This window comes from Pseudomonas sp. R43(2017), assembly GCF_002112345.1.
Classification (GTDB): domain Bacteria; phylum Pseudomonadota; class Gammaproteobacteria; order Pseudomonadales; family Pseudomonadaceae; genus Aquipseudomonas; species Aquipseudomonas kribbensis.
The window spans coordinates 473581-499324 of the sequence record NZ_NEHJ01000003.1 but is presented as its reverse complement, the minus strand read 5'-3'; the positions used below and the strand labels follow the sequence as shown (position 1 = coordinate 499324).

The following is a 25744-nucleotide window of genomic DNA, read 5'->3' as shown; positions in this document are numbered from 1 at the left end:
GGCGAGCTCAAGCGAGCAACTGCGCCCAATTGATCGAGGCACTCTCACCCAGCGTGAAACCTTTGCCGGTCAAGGCCAGGTTGGCGTTGTAGGCTGGGTCCTGCGCAAAGGCTGCGCTCCATTTCTCACGCAATGCCGCCAGCGCTTGCGGTGCCTGCGGCAGCTCACCGGTATGCAGCACCTGAACCAGTGGGGTCCAGACGGTGAGGTAGCCGACCTGACCGGCCTTCAGGCACAGGTCCACATCGCTGAAGCCATCGGCAAAAGTCACCTCGTCGAGACCGCCCAGTGCATTGAACAGCTCCCGGCCGACCATCAGGCACACTTTGGACACGGCCGAGTAATTCTGCTCGACGGCAAGCCGCTGCATGTAGCCCTCGGCGTTGTGCTTCTCGCCAACGAAGGGCGAGCCGACGCCATCGTTGAGGCCGAGGATCAGACCCGCCTGAGCGATCTTCCCGTCGCGGCTCACCAGTTTGGCGCCGACGACGCCCACTTCCGGACGCAAGGCGTGGTTGAGCAGCAAGTCGATCCAGTTCGGGTTGACCACCTCACTGTCAGCCGCCAGCAACACCAGGTACTCGCCTTGCGCCTGCTCACTGGCCGCGTTGATAAGCGCTGCGTCGTTCAATGGCTGATCGGCATACAGCACGCGCACCTTGGGGGATCGCAGTGAACCCAGCCAATCGTTGACCTCGGCCGACTCATTCGGATTGGCCGCCACCAGCACTTCAAAGCGGCTGTAGCGGGTCTTGAGTACCACGCTTTCCAGGCAACGCTGCAACGCCGGCACGTCATTGATGGTCGGCACAATGATCGAAACCAGCGGTTGCTCGGCATGACGGTAGTCAATCTGCCAGGTTCCCGGCAGTGTCGAATTGACCTTGGCCTTGTAGCCACGATTACCCAGATGACGCAGCAGCGCCTGGCGCTCGTGGGCGTTTTCTTCCGGTGCCGCGGCCTGAGTGATCAGCAACGGCTCGTCAAGATGCGCCAGGCCGTCCAGGCCACCCTGTTCAATGATGCGCAGCAACAAGTCCAGTTCCAGCGCCTTGTTGAAGTCCGCCTGATAGCCACCCGACTCCAGCAGAACGTCACGTCGGATCAGCCAGTGGCGCGCCATCAGCGACGGCACACTTTGCAACAGATCGAGATTGAAACCGGGACGGAACACATCAACCAGCGCACCGCTGTCCTGGCGCTGGATCTCGTCGGTGGCAACGGCACGGACATGGGTCGCGTTCATCAATTCCAGGCTGGCACGCAACAAGCCACTGGCGGTGAACTGATCGCCGGCCTGGGCCAGCAACAGCCAATCGCACGGAGACTGCTGGGCACTCTGGTTGAGCTTGTCGACAAAATTGCTCTGGGTCACCCGGACAAAGTGCAGGGTGTTCTGCGCCGTGGTCGCGCTCGGAGCCTCACCGGTGGTGAACACTACAATCCTGAACGCTTTGCAGTGACCTTCAAGCAGGCTGTCGAGCGAGGCTTGCAGCTTGTCGATGTCGTTATCCAGGTCCAGCAGGAAAATGCCGAACTGCGGACCGCCGCCGTTGACCGCCAGATGCCCGGCAATCGCTTGCAGTTGCTCGGCAGAGGGCTCGCGCGCAGCCAGCCACTTGAGCAGGCGCCCGGACTTCGTCTTGTCAAACATGGCCTGCTGGTCATCGTCGGCAAACGCCTCGAGACGAGCGATCCAGTCGTTCATGGTCTGCGCCGCTTCGTCCTGACCCAGCGTCTGCAACTGCGCCGACAGGCGCTTGACGACGGTCTGGTTGAACGCATTGAGATCATGAGCCTGCCACAAACGGTCGACCACACTTTCTGCGGTATCGTTATTGCGCGCCTGCAGCAGGTGCGCCTGGCGGGTCCAGACACCTTCCAGCCCGTCCAGTTGAACGCGTCCGGCAGGTCTGGCGTGGAGCATGAATTCGAACTGTTCCAGACGGTCGAAAAACGCTTTGTTGTAGAACGGCATTTCGACGTATTGCAGCGGTCCGAAACGACGGTCCGGCGCTTTCAGTTCCTGGTTCCAGGTCGACTCGAATATCAGTTCCGCGGTCAGTGCACGACCACTGCGCAGGCTGTCGGCCATGGCCTCGAAGCTTTCAAGAGCAAACGCTTTGCCTTGCTTGGCGTCGAGTCCTTCGATAGCACACGGCAACCCGGTGAGAAATTCGGCAAAGGCCTCCCGCTCGGCGACCGATTTGGCATCGACGTGAGTCAACGAATGGAACACATCGGTATTGTGTTCGGAGACTTGATAGTTGATCTCGCGCACCACGTATGGAATCGGCAGGATCCGCGCCTTCGCACTGGCCAGCAGGAAATACACGTGGCCGATTTCCTGCCATTGGAAATTGGTGCCGGCCGGCAATGCCGAATGCCAGGTCTGCATCAGGTCGGTACGGGTCACCGCGTAGAACGGCGGGATGTACTGGCTCATGTAATCGATAACCCGATCCTGAGCCCGTTCGGACGCGTAGTCTTCCTGGACTTTCTTGTCGCGGCGGTAGTAGTTCACACCGTTGGTGAGCGTCAGGTACATCAGGCAATAGCCGTGGCACATGCCATAGTCCTGGTTCGCTTGCAGGAAGCTCACGGACTCGGTCAGCGAATCGTGCAGGATGAAGTCGTCATCGGCGGCCAGCACCATATACGGTGTTGTCAGTCGTTCTACACCGTAGGCCAGCTTGGCCTGCATGCCCCAGTAGGCGAACTGCGGCACGTGATGATAATCAACGGCGGAAAAATCCCCGTCCGGACGCTCGACCGTCGAGTCCAGCACCATGATCTTGCAGGGCAAGCTGCTGTAATACTTCACCGCCCGGCGCAGGAACGCCGGACGATTGTGAGTAATCAGCACCACGGTCAACAGCTCATTGAGCGGCAGCGCTTGTTCAGAACTGTACTTGCCTTGCATAACCTCTCCCCACAACCGGCAATTTGCCAAAATGACGCTCTGTTGATTTGCGAATTAACGAACGCGACGCAGGTAACCGTCCGGCGCCACGGTGATCAGCAGCTTGTTCTGCAACTGAACGTCGATTTCGAAATCCTTGTTCTCTTCCAGGTATTTCCACACGGCGGTCTTCGGGTTGTCGCCCGGGCCCCATGGACGATCCGGGAAGAAATCGGCCGGCATGTCTTCAACCACGGTGTCCATCACCACGCAGTAGCTGTCCACCGAAACCAGTGGTGCGTAGAGACGCAGCTCTTCAAGCACGTGGTCGTGGGTGTGGTTGGAGTCGAGCACCAGAATGACCTTCTTGCCTTCGGCGGCAGCACGCACCTGAGCGGCGATGGCCGGGTCGATGCTCGAACCTTCGATCATCTTGATGCGCTTGCTCATCGGGTGGCTTTCGATGGCTTCACGGTTGTGGGCGCGGATGTCGAGGTCGATGCCCAGCACTTCGCCGTGACCTTGCAGTTCCAGCAGGGATGCGTAGTAGATGATCGAACCGCCGTGGGCGATGCCGCACTCGATGACCAGATCCGGTTTCACCTGCCAGATGATTTCCTGCATCGCCATCATGTCTTGCGGCAGCTGGATGATCGGACGGCCCATCCACGAGAAGTGATAGCTGTACTTGTGCTTGGCCGATTCGTTGAAGAAGTCACGGGCCAGACCGGTGAGTTTCTGGTCGTCACCCTGCTGGGCGATCTGCTCGCGGCATTCGGCTTCGAAGGCTTTGTTGATGCTGTTGTCGGTCATTTTCAAAATCTCAAGGGTCACTGGAACGAAGCGCTGTCGACGGCGTGATAGACGTAACGTCCACCGGTCATCCGCTTGATCTCTTCGAGGTAATTGGAATTCATCACAAACAGGTTGGCGCCTTCGGGCAGGGCGTCCATCGCCTCTTGCGGCGAGGACACCCGGGCGCCGCTCAGGGGCAGGTAACGCCCCTGCTTGGCCGGGTTGATATCGACCACGCGATCCACCGCCACACCGGCCCGTTGCAGGAACAGCGAATAGATCACGCCTTTGGACGACGCGCCCCAGATCGCCGAACCCTGCTCGGGTGCGCTCTGGATGATCTGTACCGCGCGCTCAAGGCTGGCGGTGAAGTCGTCCGGCAACGCCAGGCGCGGCACCGGTTGCTCGGGGGTCAGGCGCAACGTGGCAAGGTCGGCGACGATGTACAGGTATTGGCCACCGAACAGGTGACCGGCCTCGTGCACAGTGCCGAACATCCGGCGCAGGTCATCGAGGCGGAAGTAATTGACGTGCTCGTAGAACAGGTCGAACCAGGCGCGGTGTTCGAGGATCCAGTCAAAGCACGGCACCTCGATGTAGATCTGCCCGCCGCCCTGATTGGCCTCGGCGATCACCGCCAGAAAACCCAGCGGATCCTGGATGTGTTCCAGCACATGCCGCAGCACAATAGCGTCTGCTTCCAGGCCCAGACCCCGGGTGAACGGCGCCTTGATCACGTCGGCATTCTCGCCTTCGTAGGCCGGATCGATGCCTGTGATGCGGTAGCCCAGACCTTTGAGCAGCTCGAGAAAATAGCCTTTGCCGCAGCCGACTTCGATCAGTTCCTGACCCTTGAAGTGCCGGGCAATGATGCCTTCGACATCGCTCAGGTGTTTCTGGAACTGGCCGGAATGCGCCTGTTCGTTCTGGTAGTCGGCGTCATAGCTGAGCTTGTCGGCGTCGAACGCCGCATTGAAGATCAGACCGCTGCGCTCATCCTGCACCAGCAGCATGTCGGCGCTGGCCGATGCCTTCGCCGATTCGGGATCGGCAAAGGTGCGGTTCTGCAGCACCGGCAGGTCGGTGACCCGATACAACTCGTGCCTCATTGCAGCTCTCCCAATAACTGTTGCAGACGCTCGGTCACCGCCCAGAACGCCAGCGGTTCGTGGGTCGGATACGGGTAGTGGCCGAGGTTCAGGCCGATGGTCGCGCCGCGTTCACGCACGCGCTGTTCTACCAGCGCCCGCACCGAAACCGGCTGGCCGCTGGCGCAGTTGATCGTGCCGTCGAAATCCCGTTGGTGCAGGATCGCGGCGAGATGACCGGCAGCGGTTTCAATTGCCAGAAAATCGCGCAGTTGCTCACCGGCCGACATGTTGAACGTCGCATCCCCGGCATCGATTGCCCGGTCCAGCGCCGCCAGCAGACTGTTGGGGTTTTGCCCCGCGCCGTGCAGATAAAACAGTCGCGCCCATTGCAGAGTGAACGGATGTTCCTGCTGCAGATTTTGCAAAAACAGATGCAGGGTGTGCTTGGCCAGACCGTAGGGGTTGGCCGGCTGCGCGTCGTTCTGTTCGCTCAGCGGGCCACTCTGCATGCCGTATTCGAAGCAGGTGCCAGTCACCAGCACCTGCTTGATGCCCGCCTCTACCACGCCTTTGATGAAGCGGTAGTCGGCCATCAGGTTGTGCTCGAAATGGAACAGCGCCCGATAGTTCGGCAACCCCGGCCACGCCAGGTGTGCGAGTGCATCCACGCCTTCAGTCAGCGCGCCGATGTTCAGGTCCGCTGCGTGAATATCCGCGCTGACGAACTCGACGTCATTGATCCACGGCATGCCCGCAGCTTTCTGTGCATCACGCGCAACCGCCCGCACCGTGCAGCCACGGTTCAGCAATGCCGCGACCAGATGGCGACCGACGAAGCCGGTGGCTCCGGTGACCAGAACCTTCACAGCACGCTCAACTCAGGTACGGCGATCACGAAGCGGCCGTCCCACTGGCGGACCTGGGCCAGTTGCTGACTGACTTCGTGCAGCAGGTTCCATGGCAGCACCAGCACGTAGTCCGGTTTTTCGATATCGATCTGCGCGGGTGCCACGATCGGAATGCGACTGCCCGGCAAATACTTGCCCTGCTTGTGCGGGTTGGCATCGGCTACCCAGGCCAGCAGGTCAGGCTTGACCCCGGCGTAGTTGAGCAAGGTGTTGCCTTTGGCAGCAGCACCGTAGCCGACCACACGCTTGCCGTCGGCCTTGGCCTGCAACAGGAAGCGCAGCAGGTCATGCTTGATGCGTTCGGCGGCCGGCGCCAGCGTGGCGTAGTACTCGGGGGTTTTCACACCCGCGTCGAGCTCGGCCTGCAACTGCTGTTGCACCGCAGGCTGCACGTCACGACGCTCACCATCCTTGCGCTGCACGAAAACCCGCAGCGAGCCGCCGTGGGTGCTCAACTGGCTGACGTCGAACACTTCCAGCCCATTGCGCTCGCACAGCGTCTGCACAGCGGTCAGGGACAGGTAGGAATAGTGTTCGTGATACAGCGTGTCGAACTGTGCGCCGGCCATCAGCGTCAGCAGTTGCGGGAATTCGAAGGTGGCGACGCCGGTCGGTTTGAGCAGCGCGGCGAAACCACCGAGGAAGTCATTGATGTCCGGCACGTGAGCCAGCACGTTGTTGGCGGCCATCAGGTCGGCGGCCCAGCCTTCGCTTTTTAGCTGCGCGGCGGTGTCGCGACCGAAAAACAGTTCACGAATCTCCAGGCCTTTTTCCCGTGCCGCCTGCGCGGTGCTACGGGTCGGCTCGACGCCCAGGCACGGGATGCCGCGACCGGCGACGTATTGCAGCAGATAACCGTCGTTGGCGGCGACTTCCACCACCCGGCTGTCAGTGGTCAGACCGAAGCGCTCGACCATCTCGGCCACATAGCGCTCGGCGTGGGCCAACCAGGTGCTGGAGAACGAACTGAAGTAGGCGTACTCGGCGTCGAACAGGCTGTCGGCACTGGTGTAATCCTCGGTCTGTACCAGCCAGCATTGCTGGCACACGGCGACCTTCAGCGGCACCCATTGCTCCGCCTGCTCCAGGCGATCGGCATGCACGTAGGCGTTGGACGGTGGCGAGGTGCCGAGGTCGATCAGCGGCAGGCTCAGCGGTGCGGCGCACCCACGGCAGTTCATAGACGCACTCCAGCAAAGTGTTGATCGAGCGCGGGATGGCTGGAGTCACGCGCTGACAAATTATTGACAGGCAACGGCCAGGCAATCGCCAGCCGTGGATCGTTCACCGACAGCCCGCCCTCGTGCTCCGGCGCGTAATCGGCGCTGTGCAGGTAAAGCAGCTCGGCATCGTCGGTGAGGGTCTGGAAACCGTGGGCGAAGCCGGCGGGGATCAACAGGCTGCGACCGTCGCCGGCCTTCAGGTGCTCGGCGTGCCAGTGCAGGAAGGTCTCGGAATCCGGACGCAGGTCCACCGCCACGTCCCACACTTCACCGCGCAGGCAGGTGATCAACTTGGCTTCCGGCGCGTTGGCGTTCTGGTAATGCAGACCACGCACGCTGCCCTTTTCACGGGTGCAGGAATGGTTGATCTGGCGGATGTGAAATTCGCTGCCGAACGCTTTCAGACTGCCCTCGCAAAACAGCCGGGCGAAGTGCCCGCGCTGATCTTCGAAGCGTTTGTGCTGGACGCTGAATAAGCCGGCCAGCGGTAACTGTTTCAAGGAAAACTCGCTCACAGCGCGCCCCGGTACAGGTTCAGTTGGCCGAGGGTCACGGTGCGCATGTCATCGCCGTTCTGCCACGCCAGATGCCAGTCGAGGGTCTGGGTCAGGCATTGCTGCAACGACCAGCGCGGTTGCCAGCCCAGCACCTGACGGGCGCGGCTGCTGTCCAGGCGCAGCAGGCCGGCTTCGTGCAGTTCGCTCGGTTCGATGCGCAGACCGCGGGCCTGAGGCCAGCGGTTGGCGAGCAGCTCGACCACTTCGCCGACGCTGCACATGTCCGCTTCGCCCGGACCGAAGTTCCACGCCCCGGCGTATTCCGGACCTTCTTCGTAGAGCCCGGCAGCCAGTTGCAGGTAGCCGGCCAGCGGCTCCAGTGCGTGTTGCCACGGACGCACGGCTTGCGGGTAGCGCAGGGTCACCGGTTCGTCGGCCGACCAGGCTTTCAGTACATCGGGAATCAGCCGCTCAGGGGCGAAGTCGCCGCCGCCCAACACATTGCCGGCTCGTGCGGTGGCCAGGGCCAGACCGTGTTCGGCGTACTTGTCGGCCGGGAAGAACGATGCCGCGTAAGACTGCGCCAGCAACTCGCAGCAGGCCTTGCTGCTGCTGTAGGGGTCGTGGCCACCGAGGGCTTCGTCTTCGCGGTACGGCCACAGCCATTCCTTGTTGGCGTAGACCTTGTCGGTGGTCACCAGCACACAGGCGCGCACGCAACCGACCTGACGAATCGCTTCGAGCAGGTTCAGGGTGCCCATGACGTTGCTGGAGTAAGTACCGAGCGGATCGCGATAGCCTTCACGCACCAGCGGCTGGGCTGCCAGGTGCAGGACGATCTCCGGCTCGGTGTCGGCGATGATCTCCAGCAACGCGCCGAGGTCACGCAGGTCGCCGCGCTGGTCGTCGATACCTTCGTGCACCCGCGCCAGTTCGAACAGGCTCGGCTCGGTCGAAGGATCGAGGGAGAAACCGCTGACTTGCGCGCCGAGGCTTTGCAGCCACAGGGTCAGCCAGCTGCCCTTGAAACCGGTGTGTCCGGTGACCAGAACCCGCTTGCCGCGCCAGAACTCAGGACTCAGGCCCATTGCTTCCATGGGGCCTCCCCGCTCTGCCACAGCGCTTCGAGATGGTTCTTGTCACGCAGGGTATCCATCGGATGCCAGAAGCCTTCATGCTCGAAGGCTTTCAGTTGTTCGTCCTGGGCCAATTGAGCCAACGGCTCCGCTTCCCAAGTGGTTTCGTCTCCGGCGATGTAGGACAGCACTTTCGGCGACAACACGAAGAAACCGCCATTGATCCAGCCGCCGTCGCCACGCGGTTTTTCGGTGAAACCGAGGACCTGGTCGCCGTGACGCTCAAGGGCGCCGTAGCGACCCGGCGGCTGCACGGCAGTGACGGTCGCCAGACGGCCGTGACCTTTGTGGTAGTCCACCAGTTGCGCAATGTTGATGTCGGAGACGCCGTCGCCGTAGGTGAAGCAGAACGCCTCTTCATCCTTGAGGTAACGCCCGGCACGCAGCAGACGGCCACCGGTCATGGTTTCCTCGCCGGTGTCGATCAGGGTGACGCTCCACGGCTCGCTGTAGTTCTGGTGCACGTCCATGCGGTTGTTGCGCATGTCGAAGGTGACGTCGGAGGTGTGCAGGAAGTAGTTGGCGAAGAAGTCCTTGATCGCGTAGCCCTTGTAGCCGAGGCAGATCACGAAGTCGTGGATTCCGTGGGCGGAATACTGCTTCATGATGTGCCAGAGAATTGGCTTGCCGCCGATCTCGATCATCGGCTTGGGCTTGAGGTGCGACTCTTCACTGATGCGCGTGCCGAGGCCACCCGCCAAAATAACTGCCTTCATCGTCTCCCCTCTTCTACGTCACAGGGCTCGGCCTCGCTGTTGCAGGCCTTTGCGGCTGAACCTTTGCCAGTCCGGGCGCAGGTGAATCACCGCGAGCGCTCGTTTTATGGCGATTTGAGGGGGACTTGCAGGAAACGCGCCAGCTCCGCCGGCCCTGTGTCGGCGAGGAAATGCAGGCATGAAAAAAGGGATGAATCCGTTGCCGGACTCATCCCTTTCTCAGGCTCGTTTCAGCGGATCGAAGGGATCAGCCGAACATCGCAAACCCGTCGACCGTCGCCGGCAGGTCGTAGACCTGGCCGTCGGCCGTCCGCAGGTGCTCGATGTTGTTGTAACCGGCGTACCAGCCCTGCAGCTTCACGCCGCTGGCAGGAACACCGACGCTGCCGTCGTTGGCGCCATGCAGATAGGCGTCGTCACCAATGCGAGTGACGTTCAGCTGGCTGAGATTGGCAACAGTGTTCAGGATCAGGGTGTCGTTGAGATCCCAGCCCTCATCCTGGATCGTCACCAGGCCGGTAGTGTTCACCACGTAGGTGTCATCACCCTCGCCACCAAACAACGAATCGTTCTGTGGCCCCTCGCCATCCAGACCGGATGCCAGCCCGCCATAAAGAATGTCCGCACCGGCACCGCCGTGAATGACATCGTCGCCGGCACCGCCTTCCAGAATGTTGTCGCCCGAGTCACCCTCCAGCACATCATTGAAATGACTGCCACGCAGGCCTTCGATGTCGATGAAGGTGTCGTAAAGCGCAATACCGCTCTGCGCGCCCCAGTTGAGGGAAGCGCTCAAACCTTCGGTGCTGTCCTCGTAGCTGACGATGTCGATACCGGCCCCGCCTTCAAAGCGGTCACCGCCCGCGCCACCCAACAGGACGTCATTGCCGGCGCCCGAAACGATGACGTTGTTCCCGTCATTGCCGTAGCCGGTGAAGTCCGCCGTGCCGGTGTAGGTCATGTTTTCAATGAACGGATCCATGTGCATCGACGACAGGCTGGTGTACACGTGGTCGGTACCACCAAAGAGGTCCGTCTCGACGATGCTCACACCGGCGCTGTTGATGATGTACACATCGTCGCCTCTTCCGCCTTCCAGCGTCACGCCCGCGACGTTGGCGGTGAATCGGTCGTCGAACGAAGTACCGATGACTTTCTCGACGTTCAGCAACGTGACATCCGGACCAGCTTGCTGACCAATGCCGATACTGACGCCATCAAAGGAGTGACGGTAGCTCACGGTGTCGTAGCCATCGGCGCCATCCACGATCATGGCGTTATCGAGCAGATACACCACGTCATCGAAATTCGACCCCTGAATCGCCTCGATGCCGGTGAAGGTGTCGCCAGCGGCGATGGTCAATGCATCGTAGTTCTCGAAGTCCTGGACTCTCACACCCTCGAGGCTATCGGAATAGCTGACGGTATCGAAGCCTTCGCCACCCACGAAGTGATCAGCGCCGGCGCCACCCCACAGCCAGTCGTTGCCGGCACCACCGATGATCTCGTTGTCGCCGGCATTGCCATAACCCTTGAAGTCGCCCGTACCGGTGAAGGTCAGCTTCTCGATGAACGGGTCCATCTTGATGGTGTTGAGGCTGGTGCGCAGCTCGTCGTAACCACCATTGTTCTCCTCAATGATGGTCACACCTTCGGCGGTGACGTTGTACACATCATCACCACCACTGCCGTCCAGCGTCACGCCACCCACGGAAGCGGTAAAGGTGTCGTTGTAGAAACTGCCGACCACCTTCTCCACCGAAACCAGCGTGTCGACCTTGCCATCAGCCCCTGTGACCGTAACGGCGTCAGCGCCAACCTCGACACCGACTCCCGAACTCATGCCGTAATAGGTCGCCGTATCAAACCCTTCACCGCCGTCCAGCACGTCCGATCCCGCGCTGGCCAGCAATTGATCATCCGACTCAAGTCCATAGAGTTGGTCATTGCCCTGGGTGCCAATCAAGACATCCGCTTCACTCGTTCCATTCACGACTGCCATTTGTCTCTTCCTTGTGTTGTTGATTCTGAAACCCGGCCCTTGCGGACCGGATTGCCTTCCCATGCGCACCTGCACTGCATGACACGATTACAGGTGCATGAATCAGAAGTCAGCCAAACATTGCGAACGCATCGCTGTTGGCCGGCAGATTGATGATCTGATTATCGGCAGTCTGAATCTGCTCGATAGTGTCGGAACCGGCAAACCAACCCTTCAGGCGCACGCCGTCCTGCGGCGTCTGTCCGGCTGAAAAACTGTAACGGTGCAGGTAAAGGTCGTCACCGACACGATCAAGCAGCAGCTCGGAGCCGCGAATGTTCGACAGTACGATTTTGTCACCACGACTGGCGCCATCGTCCTGGACTGTCACCAGTCCCGGAGCAGTGACGAAGTAGATATCGTCCCCCTCTCCTCCGAAGGCCGATCCACTGGACTGCAGCACCAGTTTGTCATTGCCCGCGCCGCCAAACAGCGAGAAGCCAAGCCCCGTTCCGGTCAGAGTGTCCATACCCTCACCACCGTCGGCCATGCCATGAGCTACGGTGATGGTGTCATCGCCCGCTTCGCCATATGCACGGCTGCCGGTGTCGTTGGCTGCGGTGAGAATCGTGTCGTTGCCATTGCCACCGTAGAGCGTGTCGGCCTGGGGCCCTGCATTGGGTGCTGAACTGGCCAACGGTCCGGCCAGGGAAACCAGGCCTCCATAAATGAAGTCGGCACCGTCGCCGCCATAGATCACGTCATCCCCCGTGTTGCCCTCAAGAAAATCGACGGCCGAACTTCCGGTCAACGTATCGTTGAATTGACTGCCGATCACTCGCTCGATATTGAGCAGCACATCACCTTGAGCATCTCCGCCTTCATTGACGTTGGTCTGCAGGTTGATGTTCACGGCAGCCATGCTGTTGATGTACCAGGCAGTGTCATGCCCTTCACGCCCATCAATGCTGTCCGCACCGGCGCCACCGATGAAGTTGTCACCGAAGGCCGTTCCGGACAGGGTGTCGTTGAAGCGGCTGCCCTGGAAAAACTCGATTCCGGTGTAGGTATCGCCGGCTGCATCACCCGCATTGACTTTGGTTTTCAAATCAATGGTCACGGCGCTATCGGATTGCTCGTAGCTGACCATGTCCATGCCGTTCAATCCATCAAAGGCCATGGCCGCGCTGTCAGCGATAAAAATGTCGTTGGACAGTGTGCCGCTCAACCCCTCGATACTGACGTAGGTATCCCCGGCTGCAATCCCGGAATGAACGCCGGTTTTAAGGTTGATGGTCACGCCGACAGTGGAGTCGGCGTAGCCCACCGTGTCGAACCCGGCCCCGCCGATGAACCGGTCGGCACCTGCACCGCCATAGAAAGTGTCGTTGCCGACACCGCCGGTGATGATGTTGTCGAGTGCATTGCCGTAACCCGTGAAGGCGCCAGTACCGATATACGTCAGAATTTCGACGTTATCCCGCAGACTTTGTTGCCCGAACCCCGTACGTACCTCGTCAATGCCACCGTCGACCTTCTCGATCACATCGCTGACGTTGGTGCCATTGATGTAGTAAACATCGTCACCCGCACCGCCCTCGAGTGTCACGGCCCCACCCGCCACATAGAATGTGTCGTTGAACGCTGTGCCGATCACCTTCTCGATGCCGGTCAAGGTGTCGCCCTGTGCGTCGCCGCCGATGCCGGCGCGACCTGTGCCATTGGCGACGAGGTCGACATTGATCGCCTCGGCGGACGTCGAGTAATCCACTACGTCAGCTGTTCCGGCACCGCCGTCAAAGGCGAACACCCGGCTATCGGCAATGAAGATGTCGTTGAAGTCCGAGCCCTTGATCACCTCGATGTCGGTGTAGGTATCCCCCGCCGCAATCCCGGAGTTGACCCCGGTCTTGAAGTTGAGCGTGACCCCCACGGTGCTGTCGGAGTAGTCCACAGTGTCCCGGCCCGCACCACCAATGAATTGGTCCGCGCCGCCGCCACCCTGAAAAATATCGTTGCCGATGCCACCCGTGAGGATGTTGTCGCTGGCGTTGCCATATCCGGAGAAATTGCCGGTTCCGGTATAGGTCAATCGTTCGACGTTGGCCGACAGGTATTGAACTGCATAATTGGTACGGACCTCGTCATTTCCGCCACCAGCCTGCTCGATCACTGTGGTGACCCGCGTATCGTTGATGATGTAAACATCATCACCCGCACCGCCTTCCAGGATCATGGTCCCGCCCGCCACATTGAACGTGTCGTTGAACGCTGTGCCGATCACCTTTTCGATGTTGGTCAAGGTGTCGCCCTGTGCGTCGCCACCGATGCCGGCGCGACCTGTGCCACCGGCGACGAGATCGACATTGATCGCCTCGGCGGACGTCGAGTAATCCACCACATCAGCGGTTCCGCCACCGCCATCAAAGGCAAACACCCGGCTATCGGCAACAAAGGTGTCATTGGCGCCCGACCCCTTGATCACCTCGATGTCGGTGTAGGTATCCCCCGCTGCAATCCCGGAATTGACCCCGGTCTTGAAGTTGAGTGTGACCCCTACGGTGCTGTCGGAGTAGTCCACGGTGTCTCGGCCCGCACCACCAATGAATTGGTCCGCGCCGCCACCTCCCTGAAAAATATCGTTGCCGATACCACCCGTGATGACGTTATCGCTGGCGTTGCCATACCCGGAGAAATTGCCGGTTCCGGTATAGGTCAATCGTTCGACGTTGGCCGACAGGTATTGAATTTCGTAATTGGTACGGACCTCGTCATTTCCGCCGCCGGCCTGCTCGATCACTGTGCTGGTTCGCGTACCGTTGATGATGTAAACATCATCACCCGCGCCGCCTTCCAGGGTCACGGTTCCGCCCGCCACGTTGAACGTGTCGTTGAACGCAGTGCCGATCACCTTTTCGATGCCGGTCAAGGTGTCGCCCTGTGCGTCGCCACCGATGCCGGCACGGCCCGTGCCATTGACGACGAGATCGACATCGATCGCCTCGGCGGACGTCGAATAATCCACCACGTCAGCCGTTCCGGCACCGCCGTCAAAGGCGAACACCCGGCTATCGGCAATGAAGGTGTCATTGCCATTCGAGCCGAGGATCCTTTCGATACCGGTATAGGTATCCCCCGCCGCAATCCCGGAATTGACACCGGTTTTCAGGTTGATGCTGACGCCGACCGTACTGTCGCCGTAGCTGACGGTATCGATGCCGGCGCCACCGATGAACTGATCGGCACCCGCGCCGCCATACAGCAGGTCGTTACCGGCACCGCCGGTAATAATGTTGTCGCTGGCATTGCCCCAGCCGATGAATGCTCCGGTGCCCGTATACGTCAGGCGCTCGACGTTCGCACTCAGGTAGATCTGGCCGAAGCTGGAGCGCACCTCGTCGTCACCGCCGCCTGCCTGCTCAATCACCGTCCCGCCATTGTCGAGAATGTAGACATCATTGCCGGCACCGCCTTCGAAGGTGAGACCGCCCTTCGGTGCCGTGAACGTGTCGTTGAATGCGCTACCGATAACCTTCTCGATATTGGTCAGGATGTCGCCCTGGGCATCGCCTCCTGTACTGGCAAGACCTGCGAGGTTTACGTTGACCGCCTCCGAGGACGCCGAATAATCGACGGTATCGGCGTTTCCATCACCGCCATCGATCTTGTCTGCCCCGGCACTCCCCTTGATCAGGTCATTGCCGGCCAGGCCATTGATTTCGTCATCTCCACTGGTACCGGTGAGCGTATCCGCGCCGTTTGTTCCGTTAATAACTGCCATTACTTCTTCCTTGCCTTGTTATGAATCAGTCCCTGCTTGCGTGGCGCTCACACCTCATCGCGGCACGCTGATCGATCGAGGAATAGGTGGATATCGACAGAAAAAACCCAAAGCTTTAATCCGCGCGCAAATCCGTCGGCATTTAATGTAAAAACGCATTTCACGGCGAAAAAAAAAGCGACCTTCAGGTCGCCTTTTTCGTCAGTCGAGTGCAGCTCAGTCCGCCAGCCAGCCATATTCCCAATACCGCAGGTTATCGCCGCGCAGTACATAGTCACGCAAGACCACCTCGCGCAATTCGTCACCCATGCGGTAACTGGCATCGGGATCGGCCAGGTGCATGCGGATCGCTTGCAGCCACTCGTCCGTGCTGTTGGTCTTGATCCGGGTGCACGGCAAATAACCGCGATACGCCTCGGTGTCGGTGCAGATCACCGGATAACCGCAGGCACCGTACTCCAGCAGTCGCAAATTGCTTTTGCAGTCGTTGAACACGTGAAATTCCAGCGGGGCCAGGGCCAGATCCAGGTTCAGGCTGGCCAGCTTCGCCGGGTAAATCTCCAGATCGATCACGCCGTGGAATTCATGCATGTAAGGAAGCAGATCATCCGGACACATGCCGAAGAAGACCCAGTCGACTTCGTTGGCCAACTCGCGTACCACATCGGCGATCACGGCCAGATCACCGTGGTGACTGGTGCCGCCACCCCAACCGACCCGCGGTTTTTTCGAGGTACGGCGCTGGCTGCGCAAATGGCCCCACAAATCCTTGGACAGCATGTTCGGTACGACACGAATGTCGTGATGCATGTCTGACAGCACATTAGCCAGTGGCTGGGTCGAAACGACCACTCGATCACACAGACCGATGGCACGCCGCACCATACGCTCCATGTCCTGTTTGCTCGGCATATTGCGGATGTGCGCATTGCGATGCGGAACGTCGATCACATAGTCATCGAGTTCGAAGATGCGTCGCGCATTGAAATACTTTTTCAACGGCGGAATTTCATCGATGGCGTGTTCCGAATAGCGCCCCTGCAACACGATCACATCAGGCGACTGGCGCTCGATATCGATGATCGACGGCAAACCGTAGCAAATGCGCCCTTCGACTCTGTTGGCCGCCTGCAGCTCGATCATCGGCTGGCTCATGCGGTAATGCCCGATGGCAGAGGCGTTGATCGGCACGACCAGGATATTCGGCAACTGCGCCTTGGAAAAGGCACTCCAACCGGTACGCAGGCCAGGCTCAAGGCTGAAGTTGGTGGCGCCTACACCGTGCAAGGTCAGGTTGGTGTTGTAAGCCGGATCACGGGCGATGGCCGGCAGCCAGCGCTGATAGAAAGTGTCCCGCTCCTCGGCAATCAGCGCTTCCTCTTCAGTCGTCGCCGCAACGCTCGGGCGCGCACCCACTGCCAGTATGGCGTGGGGGTTCATCACCACCAGGTAGCCATCGCGACCGACCCGCAGACACAGATCCACAATGCTCAATGTCTGCTTCAGATCCTGCTCGTCGAGCCCACCCGCACCGTCGAAGACCGACTTGCGGATCAACACGCAATCACCACCCACGGCACTCAGATCATGCACCGCTTGCAGGCGGAACATGTACCCGTCCGACTGCATGGGCTGGCCATAGAACGGCAGCCCGACCGGTCCGTTCAGACCGAGAATCAGACCGGCGTGCAACACACCACCGTCCGGATTGAACAGCTTTGCACCGACCATGCCGACTTCCGGGCGCTGCGCATGATTGAGCAGCTCATCGAGCCAGTCGGCCTGGGTGATCACTGCAAAGGCATTGAGCAGCAGAACGTACTCGCCACGTGCCTGGCTTACCGCAAAATTGTGTATGGCCGCAGCATTGCCCTTATCCGGATAGCTCAGCACACGGATCCGGTCGCTGCCCAATTGCGCCATGCCGTCCAGCCATGCCCGCGCCTCCGCGCTCTCACTACCGTTGTCGACCAGGACTATTTCGTACTCGGTATAAGCGGTCTTTTCCAGGAGCGTTTCGACACAGCGTTGCAATGCAGCCGTCTGGTCCTGAGTGACAATGAGCACCGATACCAGCGGGCGTCGGGCATGGTGATAATCCACACGGTTGAGCAGTTCGCTGCCATCACGACGGATTTCATGGGCAACCCCCAGCCGCTGCAGATGCGCTTCGAGAATCCGCGAGCTCTGCGCCACGACACCCGGTTCGGCAAGCCACTGGGAGAGGTCGAATTTGGACTCCAGCAACACCTCGGCAATGTGGCCTACCACTTGCAGACCGTCGCTTTCGACCATCCGCCACAGCACATCATGCGCAGCCAGCTCGGCAAACGCCGGCGCAAAACCGCCGAGTGCCAGGAATCGCTCGCGCTTGAATGCCAGAGCACGGCCGACGTAGGGGTAGCTGCGCATGAGGTCCAGGTTGAAATCCGGCTTGAACGCGGGTTCAGCCGACTCGCCGTTGCGCAGGCTGCCCTCGTCGCTGTAAAGACAGGTCAGGGACGGAGAATGCGCGATCCGGTCGGCCATGACCAACAGCGCCGGTGCAGTCAGGCGATCACCCGGCTGCAGCAGATAGAACCAGTCGGCCCCATCGAGCTGCGGCAGCAGGGCGTTGATCTGCTCCAACCCGTCATCCTGCAACGGCATATGGAAAACCCGCCCGTCGAGGCGCGCCTCGTGACACGAAACTGACAGCACCAGGGTCAGCTCTGGCGGGTAATCCTGGGCTGCGATCGCTTCCAGTGTACGCTCCAGACCATCGCGACTGCCCTGCTGGTCAATGACGACCGGCACAATCCGTGGCTGATGCGGCCAGCTGGCGAGTGTTTCCGGCAGCCACTGGCGCTGCGACTCGGTGAGCGCCCGGCATGCCAGCCACTGCGAGTACAGTTCACCGAAGCTGTAGCTGTTGACGCCGACACCCCACTCCTGGCGGCTCTGCTTGGAGCCCAGGGTTCGACTCAGGGGCAGCTCCTGCCAGACACGGGGCGATTCATCGACCCCGGTCAACGGAACATAGCGTACCCAGCCCGGTGCCGGCGCCGACTCACCACTGCGCGCCTTGAGCATTTGCGAAATCCACTCGCGCTCGACCTCTGTGGCATCCTTCATCGGCTGTTGTGCGCTCAATCGCTCCGGATAGAGGCGTTCGGCACTGAGCACGTTGTTGGAAACCGCCAGGTTGCCGCGTCGCAGCAGGCAGACATACAAGGCAAAATCCAGTGTCGCGACGAAGCAGGCAGCGTCTTCGGTCAATGCCGGCAACAACTCGACCACATCGGCACGACGCATCAAGACGTTGCTGAACCCACCCAGAACGTTGACCGGGAATTTTTCAAAGATGCCCAGAACATCGTCGCCCTTGAGCAATGCACTGACGGGCGACAACGGGGTGTTTTCAATACGCGCCGGCAGAATGATGTCGTTCGCATCCCAGAGCAGCCGCTGCGCCACCACCAGGCTGACTTCGTCATGCCGCATCTCATGGACCTGCTGTTCGATGCAGGCGGAATAGAGCAGGTCGTCATCGCACAGAAACTTGATGAACTCACCCTGCGCCTGCCCGAGACAGACCTTGAGGTTGCCGACCAGCCCCAGCGTCCGTGGATTGCGCACATAACGTACGGCCACGCCGGACTCACCGCTCACTGACACGACGATGTCTTCAATCTCGCTGCCGCGACTGTCATCGCACACGATTATTTCGAGATTGCCGTAGTTCTGGCTCACGGCACTGTTCAAGGCGCGTTCGAAAAAACGCGGATTGAAGGCGGGAATGACGAGACTGACAAGGGGGAGTGAATTCACGGCGGACTCGCAAGCGGCGGGAACCCGCCCGGAACAGCGAGCCCTTTGAAACCGCAAAAGAAAACAAAAAATACAGAACGGCCAGAGCAACCGGGCGCTCGCGCGCCCGGCCAGTATCAGATCTTGTTGAACAGGCCCAGCTGGCTGATTTTGCTGAACGCCAGTTGCGAGGCCTGCAGCATGGTCTGCTGCAAGGTCAGACGCGTCATCACCTCGGCAGGATCCGAATCACGGATCGAACCCTGAGTCGTGGTGTTGGCCTGGATCAGGCTCTGGTTGGTGGTGTTCTGGTCGTCGAGCGACTGCCCGCGCGCACCGATCGACGTCACCGCCGTACCAATCTGATTGGCCGCGCTGTCGATGTTGCCCAGCGCAGACTCCATCTGGCCCTGGAATTTCTGCTTGGCGACCGCATCGCCATCAATCGGCGCTTTCAGTGCAGTGACCATCTGGCCCAGGGTGTCGAGCACGTTCTGGGTCTGGTGGTTGTTGGACTGGATCGAGAACTGATCGCCAGCGCCCGGCGTACCGCCAATGGCGAAGGTCACGCCTGCCGCCGTGGCGTTGCTGCCGACCATGGTGCCCGACGAAACCGGCTTGCTGTCAGCGGTGACCGGCGCCGCGTACAGGTCGAAGTCGGTGGCGCTGGTGAACTTCAGAACCGCGCCGCCGCCCGACGGGAACGTGGCATCGTAGGCGCCCTGGTTGGTTACGCCGGAGCCGGTGATGACCGCCGTGGACGGGTTGCCCGGGCTGCGCGCGGTGGTGAACGAGTCAGGTGTGGCCGACAGCTGGAAGCTGTGACCGGCGATGACCGCATCCGGGTTGGTGTCGCCGGCCTTGAGGTTGATGTTCAACTTGAGATCGACGCCGCGGAAGCTGACGGTCTGGTTCGCACCGTTGCTGTTGCTGATCAGACCGTTCTGGCTGGCTTCAGTCGTTACGTCGTTGCCCAGGGCATCGGTGATTTTCAACTGGGTGCTGCTGACGAAACTGACGGTATACGGCTGACCACCGGCAAACTTGGCGTTATAGGTAGCGCTGGAGCCGACGATACCGTTGGTCAATACCACGCGACCGTCATCGACAGCCGGAGCCGTCATGGTGGTCTGAGTGCGGTTGGTATTGATGGTCTGCTGGAAAGCATCCCAACCGGTGGTGTTGGTGCCGACCGACATGCCATCGCCGATGTTCAGGTTGATCTGGGTCTGGTCACCGTTATAGGTGTAAGTGCCATCGGCGTTCTGCGAATACGGCGCCGTGTCGGTCTTGGAACCGGAAAACAGGTAGTTGCCGTTGGCGTCCTTGGAGTTCATCAGACCCAGCACCTGCTGCTGGATCTGGCTCAACTCGTCGGCGTAAGCCTTGCGATCTGCGTCGGTGGCGATGCCGTTGTTGGCGGCCAGACCGATTTCCTTGGCGCGCTGCAAAGCCGTGGTGATGGAGCTCAGCGTCGACTCCTGCACGGTCAGCGCGCTCTTGGTAGTGTCGATGTTGCCCTGATACTGCTCCAGCATCGAGGCCTGCTGGCCCAGCTTGAGCAGGCGCCCGGCACCGATCGGATCATCGGCGGCGGTGTTGATGCGCTGCAGGCTGCTCGCCTCGTTCGCGGTGGCAACAGTCTTGCTGTAGTTACGCTGATATTGGGAAGCTTGTGTCGCGTAATACTGAGCGGTGGAAATGCGCATGAATTACGACTCCTTAAAGACTGTTGATCAGCGTGGCGAAAGTTTCCTGCGCAGCTTTGATGATCTGCGAAGACGCTGTGTAGTACTGCTGATACTTGACCAGGTTGCCGGTCTCTTCATCCAGATTGACCTGGGACAGCGAGTCGCGCGCACCCTTGGCCTGATCGAGGATCGCCGAGGTGGCGTCGTTGTCGGACTTGCTCTGGGCCGCCTTGGTACCAACGTTGGTCACCAGTTTGTTGTAGGCGTCGGTCAGGCTGATGCCCTTGCTGCCGGTGCCGGTGTCCACGGTCTGCTTGGTCTGCAGGCCGACCAGCGCTTGCGCGTTGCGGTTGTCCGAAGAGGCCGCGCCGGTCAGGTTGATCGTGAAGGTTTCGCCGGGTTTCGGCGTCGCGCCCACAGTGGTCTGCACGGTGAAGGTTTTCTGTACGTTCGGCGTGACCGAGGTATCCATCACCGGAGCACCGGTGGAATCGACCATGCCGATCTTCAGGTTCAGGGTGTTGGCCTGCCCCGGCACGATGGTGCCGGTGCCGATGGTGTTGCCCTTGGCATCGACCATGTTGTACGACTGGCTGCCGCTGGTGACCGCACCCATGACCAGTTTGACTGGCGTCGAATATTTGAGCGCGTTCTGCAACTCGGCCTGGGAAGCCGGGTTGGTGATGTCGAGGGTGTCGACCAGCGTCGGCTGGGTGTAGCTGCCGGAGTTGTTGGCGCTGGCCACGCCAGTCAATGGTGCTGCTGCCGCGATTTTCTTCGGATCGGTGAGCACGGTCTGAATGTTGGTGGCCGCATCACGGGTCGGGGTCACCTTGAAGGTGTCACCGGCGTTCATCGCACCGCCGTTGAGGGCCAGGGTAAAACCGTCGATCACTGGCGGCGGCGTGGTCGTGGTGCTGAACGAACCCATGTCGGTGCCATCGGAGCGCTTGACCGAATAGTTGGTGGCGCTGGTGAAGGTGACCTGGTAATCGCTGGTGGTCAGCTTGCCGGTGTCCTTGATGGTGACGTTCAGGTTGCCCGAACCCGCGCTGTTGCCTGCCGAGGCAATGCTGCGCTGGCTGATCAGCGCGGCACTGTTGATGTCATTGAAGATCGGCGCGCCGAAGTCACCGTTCTTGTCGATGCCCTGGGCTTGCTGGCGATTCATCTGGTCGGCAATGACCAGTGCTACACGGCCCAGCTCGTTGAGCGACGGGTTGAGCACTTCATTGCGATAGGTCAGCAGACCGCCGATTTCACCGCCGCTGATCACCGAAGTGATGTCGATGGTGCTTGAGCCACGATCCATCTGGATGCCCATGCGCGACGGGTCGTCCTTGCTCGGAACGGTGCTCAGGGTGTTGGTGGTGTTGCCGACAACCAGCGGCTGACCGCTGCCGACGTAGACGTCGAAGCTGGTGCCGCGCTCGACCACTTGTGCGCCGACCAGTTCGGAGAGCTGACGTACCGCTTCGTTACGGCTGTCGAGCAGATCGTTCGGCTGACCGCCGCTGGTGGAAACTTCGCCGATCTTCTGGTTGAGATTGGCAATCGAGGTCGCCAGCTTGTTGACCTGGGCGGCCATGTCGCCGAGGTTGCCATTGATCGTGGTGTTCTGATCGTTCAGCTGTTTGGCCAGGGCGTTGAAGCGGCTGGTCAGCGCCTGCGAGCCGGTCAGTACCGACTGACGGGACGTGTCGTCGGTCGCCGAAGTCGCCACACCCTGCATCGAGGTGAAGAACTTCTGCAGCACGCCGGTCAGGCCTGTGTTGGTATCGGACAACGAGTTGTCCAGGGCAGTCGCCTGGCCACCGTAGGCAGCCGCTTCACTGTTGAGCGACGTGGCGGTATGCAGCTGGCTTTCCAGGTAAGAGTTGTATACCCGGCGCACGTCGGCCAGGGTCGTGCCCGTACCGATGAACACGTTGCCAGTCTGGATCGAGGACTTGGTGCCCTGCACGGTTTGCTGGCGTGAATAACCGGCGGTGTCGACGTTGGCAATGTTGTTACCTGTCACAGCCAGAGAGGACGAACTCGCGGCCAACCCCGACATCCCGATATTGAGCAAACTCATGATTCAAACCTTACCTTGTGTTTATAAAGGCGTTGTTGAAACGCCGGCCGCAGCGTAGTTCTGATTTACCGTCATCTGCCTGGCAATCTGCGAAATCTTGCTTGCGTAGTTCGGGTCGGTTGCGTAACCGGCCTTTTGCAACTCGCGTACAAACTGTTCTGGGTTATCGGCCGACTTCAGCACATCTTGATAGCGATTATTGCTCTGCAGCAAAGTCACCAGATCGTGGAAGCTGTCCTTGTACGAGGCGTAGGAACGGAACTCGGCCGTCTCCTTGACCATCTGCCCGTTGCGGAACTCGCTGGTGATCGCCCGGGCCGAATCGCCCTTCCAGTTGCTGCTCGCCTTGATCCCGAACAGGTTGTGGCTGCTGGTGCCATCCTGGGCGCGCATGACCGATTTTCCATAACCGGTTTCCAGTGCGGCCTGCGCCACCAGATAACGCGGATCGACGCCAATGCGCGCCGCCGCCTCTTTAGCCATTGGCAGCATGGTGTTGACGAATTCGTCGGCGTTGCTGAACGCTTTCTTCGCCGGGGCCAGCGGAATCTGCGCCATGGCCCGACCGTAAATCTGCATCTGCCCGCCGGAGGCCTTTTCCGCCTCGGCGCGGGCCAGCCAGTCGCCGTTGTACAGCGGGCCGGAACCGGTGGCGGCAGCCATTGTGTCGCGCTGCGGCAATTGAGTAGCTGCCGTGTTTGTGGCCGAAGGCACCAGACCGGCGAGCAAGCGATCAGCCAGTTTCGGCGGCAGCGCCAGGCGACGCTGGTTGATCATTTCCATGTCATTGCGATGGGCCAGCTGGGTGTTCGGCGCATGCACCGAACGCGAAGCCCACAACGGACGCTCGCCATTGAGGCGCGACAGCGGACCGTTGGTGGCCACGGTGCCGGCGGCAATCGGCGTTTCCACCGCAGCGGCCTTGGCCAGCGCTTCCTGCTGCTTGGCAGCGGACGCGGCGGCGGCCTCGCCCGGCGCCATCGGTTTGTTCTTCGACATCTGCTTCATCAGGACGTCGGCCAGACCGATACCACCGCCCTCGCGGGACAGGGAAACGGCCAGTTGCTGGTCGTACATTTCCTGATATTGCTTGGCTGCCGGGGTGTTGAGCGGGTTGTCCTGGCCCAGCGCTTCAGTGGCCGAGCGCATCGACTTGAGCATCTCGCCCAGGAACAGCGATTCGAACTCCTGCGCAACCTTGCGCATGTTGCCGTCGCTGTTCTTGTCGCCGACCTTGAGCTGGTTCAGACGATTAAGGTCCGAGTACGAACCCGAATCGCTGCTGCTGACCAGACCGCTTTTGCGCATATCCATGGGCGGCGTCCTCAGATCACGATCAGGTCGGCTTGCAACGCGCCGGCCTGCTTCAGTGCTTCGAGAATGGCCATCAGGTCACCCGGTGCCGCGCCGACCTGGTTCACCGCACGGACGATTTCGTCGAGGGTGGTGCCCGGGCCGAACTTGAACATCGGCTTGGCTTCCTGCTGAGCATTCACACGCGAACGCGGCACCACGGCGGTCTGGCCGTTGGACAACGGGCCAGGCTGGCTGACGATCGGGTCTTCGGTGATGGTCACGGTCAGGCTGCCGTGGGTCACGGCGGCCGGCGACACCTTCACGTTCTGGCCGATGACGATGGTGCCGGTACGGGAGTTGATGATGACTTTCGCCACCGCCTGACCCGGATCGACTTCGAGGTTTTCCAGGATCGACAGATAGTCGACGCGCTGGCTCGGATCGAGCGGCGCGGTGACGCGAATCGAACCGCCGTCGATGGCCTGGGCAACGCCAGGGCCAAGCATGTCGTTGATCTTGTCGACGATGCGCTTGGCCGTGGTGAAGTCGGAACGGTTGAGATTCAGCGTCAGGCTGTTGCCCTGGTTGAAACCGCTCGGCACCGAACGCTCGACCGAGGCACCGCCGGGGATGCGACCGGCCGACGGAACGTTGACGGTGATCTTCGAACCGTCACGACCTTCGGCATCGAAACCACCCACCACCAGGTTGCCCTGAGCGATGGCGTAGACGTTGCCGTCGATACCCTTGAGCGGGGTCAGCAACAGGGTGCCGCCGCGCAGGCTCTTGGAGTTACCGATGGACGAAACAGTGATGTCGACCTGCTGACCCGGCTTGGCGAACGCCGGCAGATCGGCACTCACCGATACCGCCGCGACGTTTTTCAACTGCACGTTGCCCGATCCCGGCGGCACCTTGATGCCGAACTGCGAGAGCATGTTGTTGAAGGTCTGCAGGGTGAACGGGGTTTGCGTCGTCTGGTCGCCGGTGCCGTTAAGCCCGACCACCAGGCCGTAGCCGATCAACTGGTTGGAACGCACGCCGGAAATGCTGGCGATATCTTTCAGCCGCTCGGCTTGTGCGTTGAAGGCCGCCGACAACAAAACGGCAGCCACCATGAGGCTCTTGAAATTCAACTTGGCCACCTAGAAAGGGAACAGCGGGCTGAGGAAGAAACGGTCGAACCAGCCTGGCTGACTCGCATCGGCAAACGAACCGGTGCCCGAGTAGGTGATGCGCGCATCGGCGACCCGGGTCGACGACACGGTGTTGTCGGTGGCGATGTCATCGGCACGTACGAGGCCGGCGATCCGCACCAGTTCATCACCGGTGTTGAGGGTCATCCACTTCTCGCCGCGCACGGCGATGATGCCGTTGGGCAACACGTCAGCAACGGTCACGGTGATCGAGCCGGTCAGGGTGTTGCCCTGGGCCGCCTTGCTGTCACCCTTGGTCGCGCGGTCGCCGCTGTAGCCGACGTCCAGGCTCAGATCATTACCACCCAACGGGTTGTTGGTGGTGCCGCTGCCGCCGAACAGCGAAGTCAGGCCGATGCCGGTCTTGCTGTTCTTGGCCACTTGCGAGTTGGCGTTTTTGCTGGCCTGAGTCTTCTCGTTCAGGGTGATGGTGATGATGTCACCGACCCGGAACGCCTTGCGGTCGCTGTACAGGTTCTGTTCGAAACCGGCCTGATAGATCGAGCCGTTGTTGGCGGCCGCCGGCAACGGCGTACGCGGCAACACCGGGGCGTAGTAAGGGTCATTGGGCTTGGGCGTCGGAGCGACGCAGCCCGCGAGCGAGACGACCCCACCCAATGCCAGAACAGATACGAAGCGTTTCATGACCCTTACCTCACGGTGTT

The 25744-nt window shown here is 60.7% G+C and carries 16 protein-coding genes; all 16 read right to left on the bottom strand.

Translation table 11 applies throughout. From position 1 onward, the window contains the following. Positions 1 to 7 precede the first annotated feature (7 nt). On the bottom strand, positions 8 to 2923 hold the full coding sequence (locus tag CAG02_RS10765; protein WP_085710441.1) for a TIGR00180 family glycosyltransferase: 2916 nt from the start codon (positions 2921 to 2923) through the stop codon (positions 8 to 10). 54 nt (positions 2924 to 2977) lie between these two features. Then, a complete protein-coding gene (locus tag CAG02_RS10760) occupies positions 2978 to 3715 on the bottom strand; it encodes a cephalosporin hydroxylase family protein (RefSeq protein ID WP_064378606.1) in 738 nt (245 codons plus the stop codon). A 17-nt stretch (positions 3716 to 3732) separates the two neighbouring features. Next, positions 3733 to 4806 (bottom strand): class I SAM-dependent methyltransferase, encoded by a 1074-nt coding sequence (locus tag CAG02_RS10755; protein WP_085710440.1) that lies wholly within the window; start codon positions 4804 to 4806, stop codon positions 3733 to 3735. Further along, on the bottom strand, positions 4803 to 5654 hold the full coding sequence (locus CAG02_RS10750; RefSeq protein ID WP_085710439.1) for an NAD(P)-dependent oxidoreductase: 852 nt from the start codon (positions 5652 to 5654) through the stop codon (positions 4803 to 4805). The genes CAG02_RS10755 and CAG02_RS10750 overlap by 4 nt, the downstream gene beginning before the upstream one ends. Then, positions 5651 to 6877, bottom strand: coding sequence for a class I SAM-dependent methyltransferase (locus CAG02_RS10745; RefSeq protein WP_085710438.1), 1227 nt, complete (start codon positions 6875 to 6877; stop codon positions 5651 to 5653). Before CAG02_RS10745 ends, CAG02_RS10750 begins: the two co-directional genes overlap by 4 nt. Next, the gene (gene rfbC, locus CAG02_RS10740) at positions 6874 to 7434 is read right to left on the bottom strand and encodes a dTDP-4-dehydrorhamnose 3,5-epimerase (protein WP_085710436.1); all 561 of its coding nucleotides are present in this window, start codon (positions 7432 to 7434) and stop codon (positions 6874 to 6876) included. The genes CAG02_RS10745 and rfbC overlap by 4 nt, the downstream gene beginning before the upstream one ends. After that, positions 7431 to 8513 (bottom strand): CDP-glucose 4,6-dehydratase, encoded by a 1083-nt coding sequence (gene rfbG / locus CAG02_RS10735; RefSeq protein ID WP_085710435.1) that lies wholly within the window; start codon positions 8511 to 8513, stop codon positions 7431 to 7433. The genes rfbC and rfbG overlap by 4 nt, the downstream gene beginning before the upstream one ends. Beyond that, positions 8495 to 9268 carry a glucose-1-phosphate cytidylyltransferase gene (gene rfbF / locus CAG02_RS10730; RefSeq protein WP_085605742.1) on the bottom strand — a complete coding sequence of 258 codons (774 nt, stop codon included), beginning with the start codon at positions 9266 to 9268 and terminating at the stop codon, positions 8495 to 8497. The genes rfbG and rfbF overlap by 19 nt, the downstream gene beginning before the upstream one ends. 247 nt (positions 9269 to 9515) lie before the next feature. Beyond that, positions 9516 to 11270, bottom strand: a complete 1755-nt coding sequence (locus CAG02_RS10725; protein ID WP_085710433.1) for a calcium-binding protein — start codon at positions 11268 to 11270, stop codon at positions 9516 to 9518. A 109-nt stretch (positions 11271 to 11379) separates the two neighbouring features. Beyond that, positions 11380 to 15030, bottom strand: a complete 3651-nt coding sequence (locus CAG02_RS10720) for a calcium-binding protein (RefSeq protein WP_139831864.1) — start codon at positions 15028 to 15030, stop codon at positions 11380 to 11382. Positions 15031 to 15246: 216 nt separating this feature from the next. Then, the gene (locus tag CAG02_RS10715; RefSeq protein ID WP_085710432.1) at positions 15247 to 18840 is read right to left on the bottom strand and encodes a glycosyltransferase; all 3594 of its coding nucleotides are present in this window, start codon (positions 18838 to 18840) and stop codon (positions 15247 to 15249) included. Positions 18841 to 18956: 116 nt separating this feature from the next. Continuing rightward, positions 18957 to 20528 (bottom strand): flagellar hook-associated protein 3, encoded by a 1572-nt coding sequence (locus tag CAG02_RS10710; protein WP_085710430.1) that lies wholly within the window; start codon positions 20526 to 20528, stop codon positions 18957 to 18959. A 13-nt stretch (positions 20529 to 20541) separates the two neighbouring features. Then, positions 20542 to 22587 carry a flagellar hook-associated protein FlgK gene (gene flgK, locus CAG02_RS10705; protein WP_085710429.1) on the bottom strand — a complete coding sequence of 682 codons (2046 nt, stop codon included), beginning with the start codon at positions 22585 to 22587 and terminating at the stop codon, positions 20542 to 20544. Positions 22588 to 22608: 21 nt separating this feature from the next. Then, on the bottom strand, positions 22609 to 23901 hold the full coding sequence (gene flgJ, locus CAG02_RS10700) for a flagellar assembly peptidoglycan hydrolase FlgJ (protein ID WP_085710428.1): 1293 nt from the start codon (positions 23899 to 23901) through the stop codon (positions 22609 to 22611). An 11-nt stretch (positions 23902 to 23912) separates the two neighbouring features. Then, positions 23913 to 25001, bottom strand: coding sequence for a flagellar basal body P-ring protein FlgI (locus tag CAG02_RS10695; RefSeq protein WP_065260802.1), 1089 nt, complete (start codon positions 24999 to 25001; stop codon positions 23913 to 23915). Positions 25002 to 25028: 27 nt separating this feature from the next. Continuing rightward, entirely contained in the window at positions 25029 to 25724 is a 696-nt protein-coding gene (gene flgH / locus CAG02_RS10690; protein ID WP_007965503.1) for a flagellar basal body L-ring protein FlgH, read from the bottom strand. Positions 25725 to 25744 lie beyond the last annotated feature (20 nt).

Bases quoted from the DNA above. Each gene is read 5' to 3' on its own strand.
- CAG02_RS10765 (WP_085710441.1), bottom strand. From the start codon at position 2,923: ATGCAAGGCAAGTACAGTTCTGAACAAGCGCTGCCGCTCAATGAGCTG.
- CAG02_RS10695 (WP_065260802.1), bottom strand. From the start codon at position 25,001: ATGGTGGCTGCCGTTTTGTTGTCGGCGGCCTTCAACGCACAAGCCGAG.
- rfbG (WP_085710435.1), bottom strand. From the start codon at position 8,513: ATGGAAGCAATGGGCCTGAGTCCTGAGTTCTGGCGCGGCAAGCGGGTT.
- flgJ (WP_085710428.1), bottom strand. From the start codon at position 23,901: ATGGATATGCGCAAAAGCGGTCTGGTCAGCAGCAGCGATTCGGGTTCG.
- flgK (WP_085710429.1), bottom strand. From the start codon at position 22,587: ATGAGTTTGCTCAATATCGGGATGTCGGGGTTGGCCGCGAGTTCGTCC.
- CAG02_RS10745 (WP_085710438.1), bottom strand. From the start codon at position 6,877: ATGAACTGCCGTGGGTGCGCCGCACCGCTGAGCCTGCCGCTGATCGAC.
- flgH (WP_007965503.1), bottom strand. From the start codon at position 25,724: ATGAAACGCTTCGTATCTGTTCTGGCATTGGGTGGGGTCGTCTCGCTC.
- rfbF (WP_085605742.1), bottom strand. From the start codon at position 9,268: ATGAAGGCAGTTATTTTGGCGGGTGGCCTCGGCACGCGCATCAGTGAA.
- CAG02_RS10725 (WP_085710433.1), bottom strand. From the start codon at position 11,270: ATGGCAGTCGTGAATGGAACGAGTGAAGCGGATGTCTTGATTGGCACC.
- CAG02_RS10710 (WP_085710430.1), bottom strand. From the start codon at position 20,528: ATGCGCATTTCCACCGCTCAGTATTACGCGACACAAGCTTCCCAATAT.
- CAG02_RS10755 (WP_085710440.1), bottom strand. From the start codon at position 4,806: ATGAGGCACGAGTTGTATCGGGTCACCGACCTGCCGGTGCTGCAGAAC.
- CAG02_RS10720 (WP_139831864.1), bottom strand. From the start codon at position 15,030: ATGGCAGTTATTAACGGAACAAACGGCGCGGATACGCTCACCGGTACC.
- CAG02_RS10760 (WP_064378606.1), bottom strand. From the start codon at position 3,715: ATGACCGACAACAGCATCAACAAAGCCTTCGAAGCCGAATGCCGCGAG.